Here is a 19,084-nt window from a genome sequence, read left to right as displayed (position 1 = left end):
CCTTCCGCGGGCTTGCGTGCAAGGGAGAAGCACCCGCTGACAATGCCAGATTTGTGAACAATCCGTGCTTATTTTGCCCGCTTATTGTGAACGATAAAATGTCTATCTGTGGTGCCGAAACCGCCGAGGTGGCGAACACGGAAAAGGATATGACGATGGCGAAAGTACTTGTGCTCTATTATTCGAGTTGGGGCCATATGGAAGCGATGGTGCAGGCTGCGGCCAGGGGGGCTGCTGCGGCGGGAGCCGATGTGACCATCAAACGGGTGCCCGAGCTGGTGCCGGAAGAAGTTGCGAAAGCCGCCCATTACAAGCTTGACCAGGAGGCCGCCATTGCCGAGCCGCTGGAACTGGCGGATTACGACGCGATCATCTTCGGCGTTTCGACCCGCTACGGCATGATGGCGTCGCAGTTGAAGAATTTCCTCGACCAGACCGGGCCGCTGTGGGCGGAAGGTAAGCTGATCAACAAGGTAGGCTCGGTGATGGTCTCGACTGCCACGCAGCATGGCGGCGCGGAGATGGCAATCATCAACACGCAGGTGGCGCTGCAGCATCACGGCATGATCATCGTGCCATTGTCCTACGCCTACCAGGACCAGATGGGCAATGATGTCGTGCGCGGCGGTTCGCCCTACGGCATGACCACCACCAGCAATGGCGACGGCTCGCGGATGCCGTCGGAGCAGGAACTCGAAGGTGCCGAGTTCCAGGGCAAGCGGGTGGCGGAAATCGCCGCCAAGATTGCTGCCTGACGATCACCGGCTATCTTGCAAGCATATCAGCCGCGTCTGGCTCCTACTGCCGGACGCGGTTTGTTTTTGCCAATCTACATGACAACTCTTGCCTGCAACCTGATCGTCTTGTACCGACTAGGCCACGTGCGGACGTGGCGAAACTGGTAGACGCAAGGGACTTAAAATCCCTCGGCCGCGAGGCTGTACGGGTTCGATTCCCGTCGTCCGCACCACCGTCTTCAAGCTGAAATCGCCTGCGTGATGATGCAGCGCGGGTCTCAGGGGTTGATCTTGAAGCCGATGCGCAGGCCGCCCCAGTGGCGCCCGTTGACGACGATCGGGGCCGAGAGGTCCTTCATCAGGGTGAAATTGCCGCCGCCCATGTCACGCCGGTAGGTCTGCAGCAGGAACGGCTTGGTATTGCGGCCGGCGGCGAGACCGGTGCGGTCATTGAAGATGCGGCGATTGCGGCAATTTCCGGCATTCCAGACCGGATCGGAGCTCTGTGGCTGCGAGTAGATCTTGTTGTGGGTCGGCAGATAGCCGTTGCGATCAATTGCGGCACAGAATGTCACCCGCGGATCGACATCGAGCATGGCTTCCTGGATTGGCGGCAGCAGGCGGTCTGTGTGCCTTGTGAACCGAGTCATGTGCTGAAGCGGATCGGTTCCGGCGATGGGCGTGTAGTTTTCGTCAAACAGGTCACTGAGCGAGACGGCGCCGGAATTGACTGCCTCCTCGAAGAGCGCGCTGACTTTCTTGGCCCCGGCGATGCAGTGGCGGATGATCGGAGTGTCCTCGGTCTCGACGCCGCTCTGGGCCACTTCACCGATGACGTTTTCCGAGAAGGACACCAGCCGGTCGATCTTTGCGCTGGCGGAAATCAACATGTCGGCACTGGAGTGGACCTGTTTGTCAAGGTCGGACACCTTGGCGAGAACCGTTGAACAGGCTCTTGTGGTTTCCTCGACCGGATCGCTGATCCGCTCTATCTCGCTGATCATGCCGGCCACGGTCTGGCTGAAGCCGGTGAACTTCTGCAACTCGACATCGATCTCGGTCGAGCGCTGATGCGCGGCGGTTGCCACCATTTCGTTGTCGGCATTCTGTTTTTGCAGCTTGTCGACGATTGTGCGCAGGGCCTCCAGCCGGGAGACGATGTCGCGCGAGACCGTACCGGTCTTGTCGGCCAGCTGCTTGACGGCGTCGGCAACGACCGCAAAGCCACGGCCGGCTTCCCCGGCATGGGCCGCCATGATGCCCGCATTGACAGCCAGCAGCTGGGTCTGGGTGGCAATCCCCTGAATGGATTCGGAGAACGAGTGGATCTCCTTGATTTGCCCGGAAACGGAATTGAGAACACCGCTGATCTCGGTGGCATTGGCGGCCATAGACTGTATGTCGGAGACAGCGTTGCCAAGAATGCAGTTGACGCTATGGGTGGTCGAGTCGAGGCCCGTCTTGGTGGCCTTGGCCGATTCGATTGCGCCGCGCGAGGCTTCCGCCACGGTCTGGTTCGAGCGGGCAATCATAGAGATGTCGCGGGTGAGTGCGTGAAACTCGTCGGCCTGCCGTGACATCGAGCCGGAGACGTCGCTGACCATGCCGCTGGTGTCGGCAATGTTGACGGAGAGCTCACCGACCTGGGAGCCGATCACGGTCATGGCATGGATGAGGCGCGCGTCGTCTTCGCCGGGAGATGATGTTTCGGTCAGAGGACCCGACCCGATTATCGATCTGAGTTCCTTTTCCTCTGCGAAAGTTACCTGCAAAGCGTGCATTCGTTTGTACCCTCCGGTTCAGGGAAGAAAAGCAGGGTTTGGTTAACCGATGTATAATTTAGCAATGTTCGAAACTGCGGGCGGGATCAGTCGCGCCAGAACGCGGGCAGCAGCAAGACCAGAACCGCCAATATTTCGAGCCGCCCAAGCAACATCAGAGATACAAGTATTATCTTGGCCGGATCGCCGAGCGAACTGAAGTTGCCTGCCGGTCCGATAATCGGTCCGATACCGGGACCGACATTTGCGAGCGCGGTAATCGAGCCAGAAATCGCCGTCTCGATGTCGAGTCCGGTAGCTGCCAGCGCGACCGTACCCAGAACCCAGATTCCGACATAGGCGCAGACGAAAAGAAACACCGTTCGCTGCATGTCCGGTTCGACGGCGATCGAACCGTAGCGAACCGGGCGGACGCTGTTGGGGTAGATCAGCCGCATCAAGCCGGTACGGACCGAACTGGCGATGATGACCAGTCGGTAGGTCTTGATACCGCCAGAGGTCGAACCGGAACAGCCGCCGAGGAATGTGGCCATGAACAGAACGGCAACGGCCAGCGGCCCCCACAGCGTGTAGTCAGTACTGGCATATCCGGTGGTGGTGACCACGGAGACGACGTTGAAGGTGGCATGGGTGAGGGCGACGCCGAAGACTTCGCCCTGGGTCAGGCGCAGGCTGAGCGCGATCAACACGGAAAGCACCAAAAGAATGCTGCCATAGGCATAGATCTGCGGATCGCGCAATGCATCCCAGCGTCCCCGTACGACGAACAGGATCAGCACCGAGAAGGGCAGGCCGGCAATCGACATGAAAATCGTTGCTGTCCAGATCAGGGCAGGCGATTGGAATGCACCGAAGGAGGCGTCATGGGTGGAGAAGCCCCCTGTCGCCATGGTAGTCATGGCGTGGTTCAGCGCATCGAAATCGGTCATCCCGAACACGCGGTAGAAAATGGCGCAGATAATGGTCAGCCCTATATAGATGGCGAAGAAGGCGCGCACGAAGACTGCGAAGCGTTCGAACGGTTTCTCCGACGTGTCTGAGGATTCCATCTTGAACACGGTAAAACCGCCGACCTTGAGGTAGGGAAGCACCAACAGTCCCAGAGCAACGATGCCGATGCCGCCAATCCATTGCAGCAGCGAGCGCCACAGCAACAAGCCGGGCGGCGCCGAATCGAGACCGGCAATGACCGTTGCGCCGGTCGTGGTGACCGCGGACACGGATTCAAACAGTGCGTCGGCCATGTCGAGCCCGAGCGATGCCAAGTAGAACGGAATGGCGCCTGTGACAGATAGCGTGATCCACAGCAGGTTGACGACCAGGAAGCCCAGGCGCCTGGAGAACGGCGCGTTGATGCCACGATTGGCAGCTGCCGCGGCGAGGCAGACGGTGCCGACCACAAAAGAGGACACGGCAAACACCTGCCAGTCCGGATTGCCGTAATAGTAGTCGAGGGCCGCAGGCGCGAGCATGGCGACCGCAATGTATAGGCCGGCAACCGAGGCGATGAACACCGCAGATCGAATCGTGTGGCCGTGCACGCCAAGTCCTCTTGAAAGCCGGATCTGGTTGGCAACCGGCAGCTACGCGTGGCATATACCCGAGATGACCGAAAAACAATCTCCGGCTGATTTCCGCAGTTCTGTCGACCGTTCACTGGAGGAGATGCGCGCGTTGTTCCCGGCAACGCCGTTGCAGCTTAATGATCACCTGTCGGCGCGGTTCGGAGCGCGGATCTGGCTCAAGCGCGAGGATCTGTCGCCGGTGCGGTCCTACAAGATCCGTGGCGCGTTCAATTTCATCCGCAAGGCCTTGCAGGCAAATCCGCAACAGAACCTGTTTGTCTGTGCGTCCGCGGGGAACCACGCCCAGGGATTTGCCTATGTCTGCCGGCATTTCGGCCGCAAGGGTGTTGTCTTCATGCCGGTGACGACGCCGCAGCAAAAGATCGACAAGACCCGGGTGTTTGGCGGCGAGTTCATCGAAATCCGGCTCACAGGGGATTTTTTCGACGCCTGCTATGATGCGGCGCGCGCGTTCGCCGCCGCCGAAGGCGCACTGATGGCGCCGCCGTTCGACCATGACGATATCATCGAGGGACAGGCGAGTGTCGGCGCGGAGATCGCCGCACAACTGCCGGAAGGTGAGACGCCTGAACTGGTGGTGCTGCCGGTCGGCGGCGGCGGGCTGTCAGCAGGAACGACGCGCTATTTCGAAGGTCAAATCGACCCCGGCCGGTTTCTAATGGTGGAGCCTGCGGGTGCGCCGAGCCTCAAGGCGAGCCTTGAAGCGGGTCACCGGGTGAAACTCCCGAAGATCGACAATTTCGTCGACGGTGCGGCGGTGGCTGAAATCGGTGCACGCAATTTCGAGATCCTGCGCCGGTTCCGGGCCGGTCAGGTGATGACGGTGCCCGAGAACGCCATCTGCCTGACCATGACTCGGATCCTCAACACCGAAGGCATCGTGCTTGAGCCCGCCGGTGCGTTGTCGATCTCGGCGCTGGAAAGGCTCACTGCAGACGACATAAGGGACAAGACGGTGGTCGCCGTCGTCTCAGGCGGAAATTTCGATTTCGAGCGCTTGCCTGACGTCAAGGAACGGGCGATGCGCTATGCCGGGACCAAGAAATATTTCATCCTGCGCCTGCCGCAGCGGCCGGGCGCGCTGAAGGATCTGCTCAACCTGCTCGGCCCCGAAGACGACATTGCCAGGTTTGAATACCTGAAGAAATCCGCACGGAACTTCGGTTCCATCCTGATCGGGATCGAGACCAGCTCACCGGAGAATTTTGTCCGGTTGATCGAAGCCTTCGACCTGGCGGGGCTGAGTTATGAAGACATCACCGACAACGAGATCATCGCCAACCTGATCATTTGAGTTACCGGTTTGAGATGTTTCCGTTACAGAGCGGCGATCCAGTCAGCGGTTTCCGCCGCCAGCCTCTCGGTGGTGGAGGGCGAAAGCGCTTCGCCGGCGATGACATGGTGGTTGGGATCGTCCGCATCAAGGACTTCGATGATCCTGGCCGGGGCGCCCCAGGCGGCGGCTTTCGCCTTGACCAGATCCGGGCGAATAACCCGGTCGAGGGGAGAATAGACAAACAGTGACGGGATCTCGATTTTCCGTGCGTCGGCGGCGTCAGCAAGCTTGACCATGGACGCCATCGGCAGAAGAGCGAGGCTTGGATACTCTGATGTCCAGTGTTGTGCGTGCAAGTCGTTTGCCGGTTCGAATGAACGCCGCTCGCCGATGACCAGCTGCACCATCTGTTTCGCCCATGGCATGGACAGCAAGAAGGAGCCTGTGGCCTGAAGGCCGTAATTGGGTGAAAACTGCACCAGGCCTGCCACATTGCGCATCAGCTCCGGTTGGGTGGCGGCCCAGGTGGCGAGCGATGCGCCCGTCGAAGTTGCCATGACGATGACGCGCTCGCCCAACCGGCGGCCAATGGCAACGGCTTCTGCAAAATCATTGACCCAGGCATGAACCGAACCGTCGCGCATGGCATCGCCGCTGCGTCCGTGGCCCCTGAGGCGGGCGTAGTAGATATTGGCGCCGAGCTTTCGAGCGACGAGATCTGGCAGGGGGCGCAGCTCGCCGGGTCCGGCGGAGAAACCGTGCACATAGATGATGGCAAGGGGTGTGCGGGCGCGGGATGCGGGGTAGGCCCAGACGATCTGGCGTTGATTGGCGGGGCGGAGATCGCCGAAGGCGGCTTCGGATTGCGCGAGGTACGCGTCGAGATCATCGGGCAGGAAGCGTTCGTCGTAGTTTACCGTCACATCGGAAGCGGGACGTGGACCAAGCAGAAATGCAACAAGGCCGGCCAAAACCAGGAATCCTGTCACGTACAAGGCCATTCGTGCTCCCAGAGCGGATTTCACCATCATTCGCGTTCCTCTCGCATGGCTGTCGGTTGCGGCCGGTCACCGACCGGGCCAACAGTGGAGCAGAGAGACTGGACGTGCAATGGCTTTCGGTCTGCCGCGGGGTCGGGCAGCCGCACAACCGGGCTTCAAGCCATCAGGTAGTGCTTGATGTATTTCTTGTAATAGCTCTGCACCTTCGCTGCGGTGTTTGATGACATGTCAAGCTGTACACCAAGCCGCGGCCTCCGGAACCAGCGCACCGTGCCAGTAAGGTACCCCATTTCTTCAGTCTTGATCTCGATCTCTTCTTCCGGAGAAATGGGTATGTGGGAGTTTAGATAGATACACATGCCGCCCATCGAAATATCGATGATCGTCGCATGGGTTTTTCGGCCCATGCAGGTGATGACCGCCCGCAATTCGGTTGCGTCGCGCGGGTCCATTCGTGTTGGTCTGTCACTCATGATGTGAAGCCCCCAAAATATGGCAGGTGAAATCTATCATGGCCGGGTTATCAATTTGATAATGCAGCATGGCGTGGCTGTGTCCGGCCGGGTAAGCTCGCTCCAAGCGGTACGCGGAAGATAGTGAGGAGGTGCGGATTCGTTCCGGTATGCACGCAGGGGAAGACGCCAGTCTTTGCGTGGCTTTCGCAACAGCGGGCGGCAACTCGGATGGTCTTTGTTGGGCGCCGCCATCGGCTACAGGCCGTCGTGAGTGGCGGCCAGGGATCGCGTCAGGGAAAAGGTAACTCCTGACGCAGCGCGTTGGGGAAGGCGGCGCGCCACACGGTGGCTGTCAGGCGTCCGGAACCCATCAGGCGAGCCGGGTCGTCAGCCCGGTGACTTGAAATCCGCGAGCGTCTTGTAACAGCTCGCGACCTTGGCCACGGTGTTGGAAGACAGCAGCAGAGACACGCCGACCCGCGGGCTTTTGCTCCAGCGGACGGTGCCGGTGAGATGACCCATTTCTTCGGTGGTGCAGTGAATTTCGTCTCCGTAGGCAACCGGAATGACGTGCGATAAGTAAAGGTCAGCGCCGAGCTTTGAAAGATCGAGAACGTATCGGGTGTCTTGTGGCCCTTGCAGTCGATCCTGGCCCGCATCCGGGTTTTATCCCCTGGGTGTGCCCGCCCGGTGAAATTCTTCATGTCCGTTCGCCCAGTCTGTTTTTTTGGTCATGCGACGGTGCCAGCTATCCGTGTGCAAGGTTTAATTCCTTTCCCGTGGTTTGAGGCAGGGGCAAGGGACGATCGGCTTTTCACCGGGACGCCTGCCGGTCCAGGTCGAGCCCTCTACCGGTTCGCATGTACTTGAGATCGCCTGAGCCAGGTCGAGCAGAAGCCGCGGCGACCAGGTGCACTCGACCTGCATCGAGGGGTAACGGCAACCTGACCGGAAACCGGATCTATGCTGGCTGGCGGTTGTCGAGAAACATCTTGTAGTAGCTCTCGACCTTGGCGCGGTTGTTGGAGGTAAGCACCAGTGCCGCCCCGATGCGGCTACCCCGCATCCAGCGAATGGTGCCGATCAGCAGACCCATCTCTTCGGTCTCGACATGGATCTTGTCGCCGCGCGCCATCGGGATGCGGCCATCGATCTGGAGGCAGATTCCCTGCTGCGACAGGTCAACCACCGCTCCGGTGGTCTTCTGCCCCATGCAGTCAATCTTTGCCCTTACTCTGGTCCTGTCCCGCTTGATGGCGCGGCTGGTCGATCCCGTCATCGCGATTACTCCCCTGGCTTGCTGCCGTGCAGTCTCGCATTCAGCGGTAATCAAATTGCTAAGGTCGAATGATAGCGGCATGGCCTCACGTTGCTGGATATTGCAAGGCCGTTATCTTCATGCTCCCCGCGCGTGCGTCGGGGAGCATGAGAGCGCGCCGCAATGCTACAGCGTGATGCGATAGAGCGCGAAACCATCCGCGCCTTCGCCGGCTGTTTCGATCGAGACGCCCTTGACGTCGTCAACAAAGGCCGTGGCCTTGGGTCCGGTGGAGAACAACACGGTCGCGCCGTCCATGGCTGCAAAGCGCCAGTTGCCGTCGGCAGAAGGATTGATGGTGCCCTGATCGATGATGTAGCGGACGATGACATCGCGGTTGGTGTCGGGGGCCTGGAAGACCACCTTGTCGGGTCCGATGTCGGGGAAATTGCCGCCGCCGCCGCCACGGTAATTGTTGGTTGCGACCACAAATTTCTTCTCGGGATCAACAGGTTGGCCGCTGAAGCTGAGGTTCTGAATGCGGCTGGAATCGGGGTTCTGCAGTTCCCCTTTGGGTGTATATCTGGCCGGTTGGGTGAGGTCGACCTCGTAGGTTACGCCGTCGATGACATCAAAATTGTAGGACGGAAATTCGCCATTGATCAATTCGGCATCGGTGGCGCCGGGTTCGATCTGGTTGAAGATCCCGGCAGACATTTCCAGCCACTCCTTGACCTGGGCGCCGTTGATCACCACTGCCTGGACGGTATTGGGGTAGAGATAGAGATCGGCGACGTTCTTGATGGCGATGTCGCCGGCGGGAACATCGGTGTAATAATCCGCGCCTCCGCGTCCTCCGGCCTTGAATGGGGCGGCTGCCGAGAGCACCGGCAGGTCCTTCCACTCCGTGTCCTTGAGCATCTCGGTGACGTACCAGGTCTGGGCCTTGCTCACGATCTGAACCGAGGGATCATCGGCGACGAGCGCGAAATAGGAATGCAGTGGCGCCGAGGTCTTGCCGACGGCTGTGCGGACATAGGCGAGCGTTGCCTCATGATCCGCCTGGGCTGCTGCGAGCACTTCCGGGGTATCGGCAACAAGCGCATTGACCTTTCTGTCGACGCGTTCGTAGATCGGCCGGGCTTCGGAGCTGTGACCGACGATCTTCCAGCTGCTGCCATCGCGCTCGAGCATCAGGTCGATCAGGCCGAGATGGGAGCCCCAGAAACCGCCCATGACGCCGGGCTTGCCGGAGATGGTACCCTTGGCGTTGTCGACGCCGGCAACGCCGTCGAACCTGGGTCCGGGAAAATCGAGATGACTGTGGCCGGTGACGATGGCGTCGATGCCGGGAACGGCGGCAAGCGGCACCGAGGCATTCTCGAGGTTTTCGGCCCATTGCTCCTGGCCGATGCCGGAGTGCGAAAGCGCAATGACGATGTCGGCGCCTTCTTCGCGCATCTGCGGCACCCAGGCTTCGGCGGCCTTGACGATGTCGCGCGTGGCGGCATTTCCGGTCAGGTGACGGGCGTCCCAGGTCATGATCTGCGGCGGGACGAAGCCGATCAGGCCGATCCTGATCTGGTGTTCCTGGCCGGCGCCATCCTTGATGGTCCGGTCGAGGATCATGTAGGGCTCGAGAAAGAGATCATCATCGCGCGGGTTCTCGGCGAGGGATCCCTTGGCGAGATTGGCGCAAACCATCGGGAAGTTGGCGCCGGAAATGACCTTGAACAGGAAGTCGAGGCCGTAGTTGAACTCGTGATTGCCCAGGGTTCCGCCATCATAGCCGAGCACGTTCATTGCCGAGATGATCGGATGCATGTCGCCTTCCTTCATGCCGCGCTCATAGGCGATGTAGTCACCCATCGGGTTGCCCTGAAGGAAATCACCATTGTCGAGCAGAATGGAATTCTGCGCTTCGGAACGGATCTGGTCAATGATTGAGGCTGTGCGTGCCAGTCCCATGGTATCGTTGGGCTTGTCGCCGTAATAGTCATAGGCAAAGACGTGCACATGCAGGTCGGTGGTTTCCATGATCCGCAAATGCGCCTGGTTGGCATTGGCCCTGGCGGTGAAGGGATGGACCATGACGAGCGCGCTGGTGGCTGCGAGCCCACCCAGCAAGGAACGCCGCGAGATCGGATGAAGCATGTCGGAAATGCGTTGGTCTTTCATGGACTTTCTCCCTGCAGTTGACCTAGAAAGGATGCATGGCGGGTGCATCGGCACGCATCTGCATCCGGGCTTTCCGTCACGCCCGGCGGCAAGCCCTAAATTACGAGTGTGATCCCGGCATGACACTTGTGCAACAGAATTCAGCGGCACCCGCGGCGGGAATTTGAAAGACGGGCGAACGGCAAAAACCGATTGTGTGCGGCAGCAAGGAGCATGGAATGGCAGGCATTATGGACAGCATTCGCAATTTGTTCGGCGGCGGTTCCGGATCCAGGCCACCGCAGGCGGCCAATGCGCCCGACCGCTACAAGGATTACCTGATCTACGCCGAGCCGATTGCCGAGGGCGGGCAATGGCGCCTGGCCGGACGTATCGTCAAGGGTGAGGGGGACGCTGCCAGGGAGCACAAGTTCATCCGCGCCGACATTTCCGCAAACAGAGAGGAAGTCGAAACCATGGCCTTGCGCAAGGCGCGCCAGATCATCGAAGAGCAGGGCGACGCCTTGTTCAAGTAGAACTTCCCGCCAGTAGCGGGCCAGCAGGGTCTTGCGGTCATGCCGCGGCAGGAACGCGGCGAAACCGGTGGTCCCGCATGTTTCGGCTTTTTGAGCAGCCCGGCCTCAGTCGTAGCTGATGTCGTTGTCCTCGAGATAGACATTGCTGGCTTCGCAGATGTCGATACTGATCGGCTCGTCGAGCACTTCGCTTCCGTCTTCGCCGACCCAACCGACCTGCAGCACCTGTTCGCAGGGGCCCGTATTGGCGTGGAAACGGGCCTCAGCGGCTTCGCCGGGGCGCACCTGAATGGAAAGCCAGTTGGCGCTCCAGCTGTCGCCATTGTCCTCACTTGTATAGAATCCGGACACAACGTTGTTCTCGGTGTCGTTGTAAATGGTGAAGACGCCGTCAGCGCCAGTACCGGCCAGCGCACCGCTGGTGAGCAGCAGGAACAGGGCTGCTGCGGATCCGAATGATATTGCCTTCATGACCTTTCCCCTCCAATTTGACGGTCATCCCGATGATGACACTTATCGCCCGAGGGCACCAGTCAGCGAGAGCCTCGCAAGGCGGCGGAGCGGGGCGGGCAGTCCGAATGCAGCGGAATTGCGGCATGATTGTCGTGAAATCACCCCATATCTGTCCGGAACCGCTTTTCAGCCAAAACGTTGATCTCGCAGTCGTTCCTTTTCACCCCCGCAGGAACGGCTGACCCGGGAGATTCCCCGGCTGAATGCTTGAATTGTCCAACTTGTTGAGGAGAACGAAATGAGCATGACAAAGGAGAGCGCTGCGCTGATTGGCAGTGACAAGGTTGCCGGCACCGAAGTCTATGACCGCAACGGCAACCATATCGGTTCCATCGAAAAAGTGATGATCGAAAAGCGTGGCGGCAAGGTGTCCTACGCTGTTCTGAGTTTCGGCGGCTTCTTCGGGATCGGCGACGACCATTATCCGCTGCCCTGGGAGAAGCTTAAATATGACGAAGGCCTAGGCGGCTACCAGGCCGATATCACCAAGGAACAGGTGGAGGGCGCGCCCAAGTACCAGCGCGGCAACGATTACGACTGGTCTCCGAGGACGCAGGAAGACCTTTATGCACATTATGGCCAGCCTCCCTACTGGCGTTGACCGTCTGGCCTGCTGGCATCGACTGGCTAGCGTCATGACCACAAATACGGCCGCCGCAGTCGCCGGCGGCCGGTTTCGTTGTGGTCAATTTGGTGATGCTCGTCTGCAGAGCAGTGTCATGCCGCGGCGGTGGCATCGTCGCGCTTGGCGATCTTGTGGTTTTCTTCATTGCTGACAACCTTCCAGTAGCTGGAAATATTTAGGTTGGCGCGGTCGAGCCCGCGCTCGCCGCGGAAATAGTTGCGAATTTTGCGCATGCTTGAAAACTCGCATGCCGCCCAGACTGGTGGATTTCCAACTTGCCAGTGCAGGCTCCTGACCCTTTCGACCAATGGATCGCTGTTGTGTCCGGGCTGTGAATTGACCACCCAATCGATCTTGAGCTGCGGCGGCTTTTGCAGATCCTGAATGTCGGCTTCGTCCATGACCTCGATGACGGCTGTCCCGCGCGCCGTTTGCGGCATCAGTTCATGATTGCCCGAGAGCGCAGGCAGCGCGGTCATGTCTGCGACCAGCAGGTATCAATCGAGGCCGACATTGGGCCGGTCGATGATCTCGCGTAGCGCAAAGCTCGAGTTGATCTTGACCACATGAGGCAGGGCCGACAGCCAGTCCCGGTGAATGCGTTCATAGTCCTCCAGATCGCGCGCGGCAACGCGCAGGATATAGTCGTACTCGCCACTCATCAGATAGCAGACCAGGACATTGGGGCAGAGTTTGACCGCAGTCTCGAATTCGGAGAGGGTTTTGGCGAACTGGCCCGACAGAGAAATGTGAACAATGGCGATCATCCGGTAATCCAGCGCCTTGTGCGACAGCCGGGCGTGGTAGCCCTTGATGACATCGGATTTTTCGAGAATATCGAGCCGTCGTGAACAGGCGGACGCGGACAGGCCGACGCGTTCCGCCAGGGCTGCGTTGGAGATTCGCCCCTCGTTTTGAAGCGTCTTCAAAATGGCGATATCAAGTGTATCTAGCTCAGCCATAGCAAGAATATCCGAATAGCGAGTGAAGTTGCGCAATTTTATTCGAAAGCTGTGATCCGAACAAGGTTAGATTGCAAGGACATTTCATGGCGCCAATGTTTCAATGGGCCGCATTGAAACCGGATTTGACGCTTGCAGCGTCAGCCCAGGCTCGGAGGAGACATCTATGCGCGTAGGCTGCCCCAAGGAAATCAAGAACCATGAGTACCGCGTCGGACTGACACCAGGCGCCGTGCGTGAATATGTGGCACATGGCCACGAGGTCATCGTCGAAACCAAGGCTGGCATGGGCATCGGCGAAGACGATGCAGCCTACCAGGCCGCCGGGGCCACTGTCGTCGGCAGTGCCAAGGAAGTCTTCGAGCGGTCGGACATGGTGGTCAAGGTCAAGGAGCCGCAGCCGTCGGAGTGGGCGCAGTTGCGCGATGGCCAGTTGCTCTACACCTATCTGCACCTGGCTCCGGACCCGGAGCAGACCAAGGGCCTGCTGGCATCGGGCTGCACTGCCGTCGCCTACGAGACTGTGACTGATGACCGCGGCGGCCTGCCGTTGCTGGCGCCGATGTCGGAAGTGGCCGGCCGCCTGGCGATCCAGGCCGGCGCCACCTCGCTGCAGAAGGCCAATGGCGGCCGCGGCATCCTGCTCGGCGGCGTTCCCGGCGTGCTGCCGGCCAAGGTTACCGTGATCGGCGGCGGCGTTGTCGGACTCAACTCGGCCAAAATGGCCGTGGGTCTGGGAGCTGACGTGACCATTCTCGACCGATCGCTGCCACGTCTGCGCCAGCTCGATGATATCTTCAACGGCAGGGTGCACACCCGTTACTCAACCATCGAGGCGCTGGAAGAGGAAGTCTTCTCCGCCGATGTCGTGGTCGGCGCCGTGCTGATCCCGGGTGCTGCCGCGCCGAAGCTGGTCACCCGCGACATGCTCTCGGGCATGAAGAAGAACTCTGTGATTGTAGATGTCGCCATCGACCAGGGCGGCTGCTTCGAAACCAGCCACGCCACAACCCATGCCGAGCCTACCTATGAAGTCGATGGTGTGATCCATTATTGCGTTGCCAACATGCCCGGCGCCGTGCCGATCACCTCGGCCCACGCGCTCAACAACGCGACCCTCCATTACGGGCTGATGCTGGCCGACAAGGGGCTCAAGGCGATTGCCGAAGACCGCCACCTGCGTGCAGGCCTCAATGTCCACAAGGGCCGCATTACCAACCGCCCGGTCGCCGACGCGCTGGGTTATGAGCTGGCCGATCTGGATCAGGTGCTCAAGGTCGCCTGATCAGCGCTCGACGAAACTGCGTGTCGTGGGCTCCTCCACGTCTCCGGCCCGTCCGCATTTCATCCTGCGGGCGGGCTTTCTGTTGGCCGCAAGAGCTCAGTTTTCCCCGGAGCGGACAACTCTGCAATGGTAGCAATTGTTGCGCGACGAGCGGATATGCACGGCCTGGACATCGGGTCGGGCGAGCAGTTCGCCGATGCGAGCGGGGATCGCGTCACGGGCAGTGACGCCGCCGGTCCCGTAGACGATGCGTTCGTCGCCGTCATAGCCGCGCAGGATGTAATCCGGGCTTGCGAGAAACTCCGGCAAGGCGCCGTTGCCGGCTTGGGCTGGGCTGCAAATCTCTGCATGGAGGAACACCGGGCCGGTTTCGGTATAGGCGTGCAACCGGCGGAACGGGCGCCAGGCGGCGACCAGATAGGGCTCGTCCTTGCCGATCATGCACATGCAGCGGCGGCAGGGCAGGCCGGCTCCATCGGAAATCCGGTGTTCGGGCGGATTGCCATAGCAGTCGCCGCCGCCGGTTCGCAGCCGCTCAGCCGTGGCTTCATCCATCGGTTCGAATATGAAAGTCATCGGTTCCTCGCATGGTAGCTGGTATCACACGAGGTCTTGCCGCGGCCATGTACCGGGCGCCACCCGATTTCAGCCGCTGCTTTGATTTTCCGATTTCACCATGGCGAGGATTTCCTCATCCGCCAGCGGTCGGATTATCGCTCCGTTCTGGCTCATCGGCTCGAATCCCATCTTCTGGTAAAGCGGCAAGGCTGCGGGGTGGTCCAGCGTATTGGTCGAAACAATGACGCGGCCCGGCGTGCTCGACCAGGCTGTGCTCAGCGCCTGGCCCAGCATCCATTCGCCCAGCCCGCGTCTGCGCACATGTTTCATCAGGCCGAAATAGACGAGTTCTACTGTTCCGTCTTCACGATCGCTGAGTTCGAAAAAGCCGGCCGGTGCGCCCTCGACGCTGAGAACGTAAATGCGTGTGCTCTTGGCGTGGACGATCTCGGAGAGTTTTTCGTCGGTCAGACGCAACCGCGCGACCCAGTGCCATTCGCGGCCGACCTGCCATTGCAGGTAGCGATAGAAGTGCAGCGGTATGCCGGTCGCTTTCATCAGCGTCGCGTGCAGATTGACCGGCAGCGGTGTGGTGGCGCGCGGCCGCCGCTTCATTTCCAGATGTGTGACCGTGGCCTTGAGTGACTTCGGTTTTGCAGCCTTTGTCATCTCATGGCTCTCCGGTGGCGACGGGCGTGTCCTCGCGGCCGCCCCATTCCGACCATGACCCATCGTAAAGCGTGTTGTCGCAGTGCCCGACCGACTGCAGCGCAAGCGTGATCACCGCTGCGGTCACGCCCGAACCACAGGTTGTCACCACCGGTTTGTCGAGGTCGAGACCGGAGGATTCGAGTGCCTCACGCAATTCCGGGATCGGTTTGAGCTTGCCGCCGTCCGACAGGATGGGGAAAGGGACATTGCGTGCACCGGGCATGTGGCCCGAACGCATGCCGGCGCGGGGTTCGGCCTCGGCGCCTGTAAAGCGGCCCGGGCCACGCGCGTCGGCAATCTGCGAAGAGCCGGTGTCGACGATCGAGCGCATCTGCGCAAAGCTGGTGACTGCGCTCGGGTTGCTTGCGGCGGTGAACTGAGCCTGATGCGGCTCTGCCGGTTCGGTTGTCTCCACCGGCAGGCCCTGCTGTTTCCAGCTGTCAAAGCCGCCATCGAGGACAAAGGTGTTGCCGGCACCGAACAGGCGCAGCAGCCACCAGACCCGGGGCGCGGTAAACATGCCTGGGCCGTCATAGACGACGATGGTGTCGGTTTCAGACAGACCGAGCGCGCCGGCAGCCCGGGCGAAATCAGACGGATTGGGAATTGTGTGCGGCAAATTCGAAGTCTTGTCGACGATGCTGTCCTGATCGAAGAAGACGGCACCCGGAATCCGCGCGGCGGCAAACTCGGCCGCAGCGTCTCGGTTTTGTGCCGGGAGATACCATGATGCGTCGACGATCTTGAGACCCGGCTCACCGATCCGGCTCTTGAGCCAGTCAAACGAGACGACGAATGGGCTTTGCTCTGGCGCAGCGGTCATGAAATTATCCTCAAATGAAGGGCACGGGTCGTAGTGTCGTGGCGCGAGTGTTCCGGGCGCATGTTATGCGATTGCCGTCAGCTGCGGCAATGCGGTGGCCGGGTCATACAAAACTATATCGGGCAAATAAAAACGGGCCGATGACCGGCCCGTTGGGTTTCAGTGTGCGGCGCGTCAGTACATCGATGTCGGATAGTAGGTCCTGGCGTCGTCGAACACAATCGGAGCGTGTTGCGGCCCGGATTCCCCGGCACTGTTATTGCTGCCAGCGTCGTTGTCGGTTTTCAGCTGCAGCAAGGCAGATGTGCTTTCGCTGGATGTTTCGTTCTGCCGTGGAGCTTCACCAGCCGAAGCCGTTCCACCCTCGGGTGGTGTGCCTTTCGGGCGGCGGCCGCTGGTTTCCATCGTTGCATCGCTTGTCAGAAAGGTGCTGACCCGTGCAGACAGCTGTGGTGCAGCGTCAGTGGGGACGACCGTGTCGGTCTTCGGCGAAGGTGTTTTGGTGCTGCCGCCAGCAGGCTGCGCAGGCATCAGGCTCGGAACCATTGCAGAGATCGGATAGGATCTTGCTTGAATGGAATTCATGGTGTCGCTTTTCGATGTTCGGTGAGAAGCCCGAAAGACTTCGATCACGGCGTTGCTCTGTGCCCGCGGCTCTAGCATGCCCGCGAGTTATCACGTGTTTTACGCTGATCGATTTAACGAGGTCTCAAATGCACCGTTAAAACTGTAGGCATTGCCACCGATTGGAGCGCTGCACCGGGCAGGGAAGCGCGACGACGGTGTGCGGTGATGTCTGGAGAGACCGAGATCAGGCCGGAAGCGGGCCGAAGCGAATGCGGAAGCGGCGGTTTTCCTTGCCCTTCTTCTCGATCTTGCCGATGTGGATCTCGCCGACTTCGGCGGTCTCGCCGACATGGGTGCCGCCACAGGGCTGGCTGTCGACGGACGAGTCTTCACCGATGCAGACCAGTCGGATCTGACCCTGGCCACGCGGCGGCCGCACGTTCTTGGACTTTACCAGTTCGGGGTTGGCGTTGAGATCCTCCTCCGAGATCCATTTCCTGTGCACCGGATGGTTGGCATTGACCAGTTCCATCAGCTTCGCGGTGATCTCGGCCTTGTCGATAGTGTCGGTCATGTCGAAATCGATGCGGCTGTCGGTCTCGCTGACCGCGGCACCGGTGATCGGGTAAGGACAGACGACGGAAAGCAGATGGCAGGCAGTGTGCATGCGCATCAGCCGGTAGCGCCGGTCCCAGTCGATGTGCTGAACCAGTTTCTCACCGACGGCAGGGACAGCCTGGCCGGGTGCAGGGACAAGGATGATCTCGGCCTTGGTCTCGCCAGTGACGGTGCCGGCGATCTGGATCCTGTCACCATTCTCGCGCTCGAGGAAGCCGGTGTCACCGGGCTGGCCGCCGGAGGTTGCATAGAAGCAGGTCTGGTCAAGCAGAATGCCGCCATCCTCCCGCACTCCGGTGACATGGGCCTCAGCGGTGGAGAGATAAGCGTCTTCGAGGAAGAGAGCAGTCATGGAACTCATTCATTGGTAAAGGGGACAGAAAGGTCGCTGGTGCGATTCAGCCATTCGGGTACCGGCAGATCCTTCGACCGCAAGAATTCGGGGTTGAACAGCTTGGACTGGTAGCGGTTGCCGTAATCGCACAGGATGGTCACGATGGTGTGGCCGGGCCCCATCTCCCGGGCCATGCGGATGGCGCCGGCGACATTGATGCCGGAGGAACCGCCAAGGCAAAGGCCTTCGTTTTCGAGAAGCTCAAACACCAGCGGGATGGCTTCCGAATCGGGGATGTTGAACGACATGTCGGGCGTGAAGCCTTCGAGGTTGGCGGTGATACGGCCCTGGCCGATGCCTTCGGTGATCGATCCACCTGACGATTTCATCTCGCCATTGGTGTAGAAATTGTGAAGTGCTGCACCATCGGGATCGGCGAGACCGATCTTGACCGACTTGGTCCGGCCGCGCAGGCCTTCTGCGACGCCGGCAAGCGTTCCGCCCGAACCCACGGCGCAGATGAAGCCATCGACCTTGCCGTCAGTGTCGTGCCAGATTTCCGGCGCCGTGGTCTTCACATGGGCCTGGCGGTTGGCGACATTGTCGAACTGGTTGGCCCAGATGGCGCCTCGTGGATCGGTCTTGGCAATCTGCTCGGCAAGACGCCCGGACAGCCGGACATAATTGTTGGGATTGCGGTACGGGGCGGCCGGAACCTCGACCAGTTCGGCGCCGAGCAGGCGCAGGGCGTCCTTCTTTTCCTGGCTCTGGGTTTCCGGGATCACGATGACGGTCTTGTAGCCAAGCGCGCGCGCCACCATGGCGAGGCCGATGCCGGTGTTGCCTGCCGTTCCTTCGACGATTGTTCCGCCCGGACGCAGCAAACCCTTGGCTTCAGCGTCGCGGATGATCTCGAGCGCAGCCCGATCCTTGACCGACTGGCCGGGATTGAGAAACTCCGCCTTGCCCAGAATGGTGCAGCCCGTGGCTTCCGACGCGGCATTGAGGCGAATGAGTGGCGTGTTGCCGATGGCGTCGAGAACAGAGCTGATGGCTGGCATGGTTTTTCCTGTTAATGTCTGCGGGTGCACGGGCTGGCTGAGACTAGGCAGCCAGTTGTGGCTTCTCAAGGGGGCGGTGGCAAGAAATCGCCTCTTTCGCGGGCGGAATATTAGGGAAAATTTGCCTTCTAAGGGCAAAAATGGGAAATGGCATGTTCCGGTGATCCGTATTGCGCCGCCGGGCGTAAGGAGACACAATTGGAACATGTCTACGCGATGGTTTCACCTTCATGGGTGAGG

The 19,084-nt window shown here is 60.3% G+C and carries 20 protein-coding genes and 1 tRNA gene; 6 read left to right on the top strand and 15 right to left on the bottom strand.

What is annotated here, in order from left to right; translation table 11 throughout:
* The first annotated feature begins 155 nt into the window (after positions 1 to 155).
* On the top strand, positions 156 to 755 hold the full coding sequence (wrbA, locus tag CRO46_RS00770; protein WP_097106368.1) for an NAD(P)H:quinone oxidoreductase type IV: 600 nt from the start codon (positions 156 to 158) through the stop codon (positions 753 to 755).
* A 128-nt stretch (positions 756 to 883) separates the two neighbouring features.
* Positions 884 to 970 (top strand) — tRNA-Leu (locus tag CRO46_RS00765).
* Positions 971 to 1,015: 45 nt separating this feature from the next.
* On the opposite strand, the gene CRO46_RS00760 is transcribed toward CRO46_RS00765, so the two are convergent.
* Both CRO46_RS00760 and CRO46_RS00755 read right to left on the bottom strand, forming a co-directional pair.
* Positions 1,016 to 2,518 (bottom strand): methyl-accepting chemotaxis protein, encoded by a 1,503-nt coding sequence (locus tag CRO46_RS00760; RefSeq protein ID WP_097104051.1) that lies wholly within the window; start codon positions 2,516 to 2,518, stop codon positions 1,016 to 1,018.
* A gap of 86 nt (positions 2,519 to 2,604) precedes the next feature.
* The gene (locus tag CRO46_RS00755; protein WP_179758900.1) at positions 2,605 to 4,059 is read right to left on the bottom strand and encodes a TrkH family potassium uptake protein; all 1,455 of its coding nucleotides are present in this window, start codon (positions 4,057 to 4,059) and stop codon (positions 2,605 to 2,607) included.
* 64 nt (positions 4,060 to 4,123) lie between these two features.
* On the opposite strand from CRO46_RS00755, the gene ilvA reads away from it, so the two are divergent.
* Positions 4,124 to 5,398 (top strand): threonine ammonia-lyase IlvA, encoded by a 1,275-nt coding sequence (gene ilvA, locus CRO46_RS00750; RefSeq protein WP_097104049.1) that lies wholly within the window; start codon positions 4,124 to 4,126, stop codon positions 5,396 to 5,398.
* Between the two features lie 23 nt (positions 5,399 to 5,421).
* On the opposite strand, the gene CRO46_RS00745 is transcribed toward ilvA, so the two are convergent.
* From CRO46_RS00745 to CRO46_RS00730, 4 genes are all read right to left on the bottom strand, one after another.
* Complete coding sequence (locus tag CRO46_RS00745; protein WP_244577733.1) at positions 5,422 to 6,411, bottom strand: alpha/beta hydrolase; 990 nt, start codon at positions 6,409 to 6,411, stop codon at positions 5,422 to 5,424.
* A gap of 125 nt (positions 6,412 to 6,536) precedes the next feature.
* Complete coding sequence (locus CRO46_RS00740) at positions 6,537 to 6,854, bottom strand: PilZ domain-containing protein (protein ID WP_097104046.1); 318 nt, start codon at positions 6,852 to 6,854, stop codon at positions 6,537 to 6,539.
* Positions 6,855 to 7,797: 943 nt separating this feature from the next.
* Complete coding sequence (locus tag CRO46_RS00735; RefSeq protein WP_179758899.1) at positions 7,798 to 8,115, bottom strand: PilZ domain-containing protein; 318 nt, start codon at positions 8,113 to 8,115, stop codon at positions 7,798 to 7,800.
* 165 nt (positions 8,116 to 8,280) lie between these two features.
* On the bottom strand, positions 8,281 to 10,272 hold the full coding sequence (locus CRO46_RS00730; RefSeq protein WP_179758898.1) for a bifunctional 2',3'-cyclic-nucleotide 2'-phosphodiesterase/3'-nucleotidase: 1,992 nt from the start codon (positions 10,270 to 10,272) through the stop codon (positions 8,281 to 8,283).
* A 218-nt stretch (positions 10,273 to 10,490) separates the two neighbouring features.
* Here CRO46_RS00730 and CRO46_RS00725 point away from each other — a divergent pair, with 218 nt between their 5' ends.
* Positions 10,491 to 10,787: an HlyU family transcriptional regulator gene (locus CRO46_RS00725; RefSeq protein ID WP_097104041.1), complete on the top strand. Its 297-nt coding sequence runs from the start codon at positions 10,491 to 10,493 to the stop codon at positions 10,785 to 10,787.
* 105 nt (positions 10,788 to 10,892) lie between these two features.
* On the opposite strand, the gene CRO46_RS00720 is transcribed toward CRO46_RS00725, so the two are convergent.
* Positions 10,893 to 11,258: a hypothetical protein gene (locus CRO46_RS00720; protein WP_097104039.1), complete on the bottom strand. Its 366-nt coding sequence runs from the start codon at positions 11,256 to 11,258 to the stop codon at positions 10,893 to 10,895.
* 280 nt (positions 11,259 to 11,538) lie between these two features.
* Between CRO46_RS00720 and CRO46_RS00715 the strand changes: the two genes are divergently transcribed.
* Entirely contained in the window at positions 11,539 to 11,901 is a 363-nt protein-coding gene (locus CRO46_RS00715; protein WP_097104037.1) for a PRC-barrel domain-containing protein, read from the top strand.
* A gap of 116 nt (positions 11,902 to 12,017) precedes the next feature.
* Here the strand turns inward: CRO46_RS00715 and CRO46_RS00710 are convergent, their stop codons facing one another.
* Entirely contained in the window at positions 12,018 to 12,416 is a 399-nt protein-coding gene (locus CRO46_RS00710) for an SIP domain-containing protein (protein WP_280176259.1), read from the bottom strand.
* A 6-nt stretch (positions 12,417 to 12,422) separates the two neighbouring features.
* Positions 12,423 to 12,887: an Lrp/AsnC family transcriptional regulator gene (locus CRO46_RS00705; protein ID WP_097104033.1), complete on the bottom strand. Its 465-nt coding sequence runs from the start codon at positions 12,885 to 12,887 to the stop codon at positions 12,423 to 12,425.
* Positions 12,888 to 13,053: 166 nt separating this feature from the next.
* Here CRO46_RS00705 and ald point away from each other — a divergent pair, with 166 nt between their 5' ends.
* Positions 13,054 to 14,172: an alanine dehydrogenase gene (ald, locus tag CRO46_RS00700; RefSeq protein ID WP_097104031.1), complete on the top strand. Its 1,119-nt coding sequence runs from the start codon at positions 13,054 to 13,056 to the stop codon at positions 14,170 to 14,172.
* Positions 14,173 to 14,268: 96 nt separating this feature from the next.
* On the opposite strand, the gene CRO46_RS00695 is transcribed toward ald, so the two are convergent.
* From CRO46_RS00695 to CRO46_RS00670, 6 genes are all read right to left on the bottom strand, one after another.
* Positions 14,269 to 14,748, bottom strand: a complete 480-nt coding sequence (locus CRO46_RS00695; RefSeq protein WP_244577732.1) for a DUF1203 domain-containing protein — start codon at positions 14,746 to 14,748, stop codon at positions 14,269 to 14,271.
* A gap of 69 nt (positions 14,749 to 14,817) precedes the next feature.
* Positions 14,818 to 15,399, bottom strand: a complete 582-nt coding sequence (locus CRO46_RS00690; protein ID WP_097104029.1) for a GNAT family N-acetyltransferase — start codon at positions 15,397 to 15,399, stop codon at positions 14,818 to 14,820.
* A gap of 1 nt (position 15,400) precedes the next feature.
* Positions 15,401 to 16,264, bottom strand: a complete 864-nt coding sequence (sseA, locus tag CRO46_RS00685) for a 3-mercaptopyruvate sulfurtransferase (protein ID WP_097104027.1) — start codon at positions 16,262 to 16,264, stop codon at positions 15,401 to 15,403.
* A 174-nt stretch (positions 16,265 to 16,438) separates the two neighbouring features.
* On the bottom strand, positions 16,439 to 16,849 hold the full coding sequence (locus tag CRO46_RS00680; protein WP_143438909.1) for a hypothetical protein: 411 nt from the start codon (positions 16,847 to 16,849) through the stop codon (positions 16,439 to 16,441).
* Positions 16,850 to 17,075: 226 nt separating this feature from the next.
* Positions 17,076 to 17,810 (bottom strand): alanyl-tRNA editing protein, encoded by a 735-nt coding sequence (locus tag CRO46_RS00675; protein WP_097104024.1) that lies wholly within the window; start codon positions 17,808 to 17,810, stop codon positions 17,076 to 17,078.
* Positions 17,807 to 18,844, bottom strand: a complete 1,038-nt coding sequence (locus CRO46_RS00670; protein WP_097104022.1) for a cysteine synthase A — start codon at positions 18,842 to 18,844, stop codon at positions 17,807 to 17,809. The genes CRO46_RS00675 and CRO46_RS00670 overlap by 4 nt, the downstream gene beginning before the upstream one ends.
* Positions 18,845 to 19,084 lie beyond the last annotated feature (240 nt).

Source organism: Parahoeflea halophila (assembly GCF_900220985.1).
GTDB classification, from domain to species: domain Bacteria; phylum Pseudomonadota; class Alphaproteobacteria; order Rhizobiales; family Rhizobiaceae; genus Hoeflea; species Hoeflea halophila.
The sequence above is the reverse complement of the archived record's forward strand: the minus strand, read 5'-3'. Positions and strand labels throughout refer to the sequence as shown.

Excerpts from the sequence above, each read along its gene's own strand:
- wrbA (WP_097106368.1), top strand. The coding sequence starts at position 156 with ATGGCGAAAGTACTTGTGCTCTATTATTCGAGTTGGGGCCATATGGAA.
- CRO46_RS00760 (WP_097104051.1), bottom strand. The coding sequence starts at position 2,518 with ATGCACGCTTTGCAGGTAACTTTCGCAGAGGAAAAGGAACTCAGATCG.
- ilvA (WP_097104049.1), top strand. The coding sequence starts at position 4,124 with ATGACCGAAAAACAATCTCCGGCTGATTTCCGCAGTTCTGTCGACCGT.
- CRO46_RS00745 (WP_244577733.1), bottom strand. The coding sequence starts at position 6,411 with ATGATGGTGAAATCCGCTCTGGGAGCACGAATGGCCTTGTACGTGACA.
- CRO46_RS00740 (WP_097104046.1), bottom strand. The coding sequence starts at position 6,854 with ATGAGTGACAGACCAACACGAATGGACCCGCGCGACGCAACCGAATTG.
- CRO46_RS00735 (WP_179758899.1), bottom strand. The coding sequence starts at position 8,115 with ATGACGGGATCGACCAGCCGCGCCATCAAGCGGGACAGGACCAGAGTA.
- CRO46_RS00730 (WP_179758898.1), bottom strand. The coding sequence starts at position 10,272 with ATGAAAGACCAACGCATTTCCGACATGCTTCATCCGATCTCGCGGCGT.
- CRO46_RS00725 (WP_097104041.1), top strand. The coding sequence starts at position 10,491 with ATGGCAGGCATTATGGACAGCATTCGCAATTTGTTCGGCGGCGGTTCC.
- CRO46_RS00720 (WP_097104039.1), bottom strand. The coding sequence starts at position 11,258 with ATGAAGGCAATATCATTCGGATCCGCAGCAGCCCTGTTCCTGCTGCTC.
- CRO46_RS00715 (WP_097104037.1), top strand. The coding sequence starts at position 11,539 with ATGAGCATGACAAAGGAGAGCGCTGCGCTGATTGGCAGTGACAAGGTT.
- CRO46_RS00705 (WP_097104033.1), bottom strand. The coding sequence starts at position 12,887 with ATGGCTGAGCTAGATACACTTGATATCGCCATTTTGAAGACGCTTCAA.
- ald (WP_097104031.1), top strand. The coding sequence starts at position 13,054 with ATGCGCGTAGGCTGCCCCAAGGAAATCAAGAACCATGAGTACCGCGTC.
- CRO46_RS00695 (WP_244577732.1), bottom strand. The coding sequence starts at position 14,748 with ATGACTTTCATATTCGAACCGATGGATGAAGCCACGGCTGAGCGGCTG.
- CRO46_RS00690 (WP_097104029.1), bottom strand. The coding sequence starts at position 15,399 with ATGACAAAGGCTGCAAAACCGAAGTCACTCAAGGCCACGGTCACACAT.
- sseA (WP_097104027.1), bottom strand. The coding sequence starts at position 16,264 with ATGACCGCTGCGCCAGAGCAAAGCCCATTCGTCGTCTCGTTTGACTGG.
- CRO46_RS00680 (WP_143438909.1), bottom strand. The coding sequence starts at position 16,849 with ATGAATTCCATTCAAGCAAGATCCTATCCGATCTCTGCAATGGTTCCG.
- CRO46_RS00675 (WP_097104024.1), bottom strand. The coding sequence starts at position 17,810 with ATGAGTTCCATGACTGCTCTCTTCCTCGAAGACGCTTATCTCTCCACC.
- CRO46_RS00670 (WP_097104022.1), bottom strand. The coding sequence starts at position 18,844 with ATGCCAGCCATCAGCTCTGTTCTCGACGCCATCGGCAACACGCCACTC.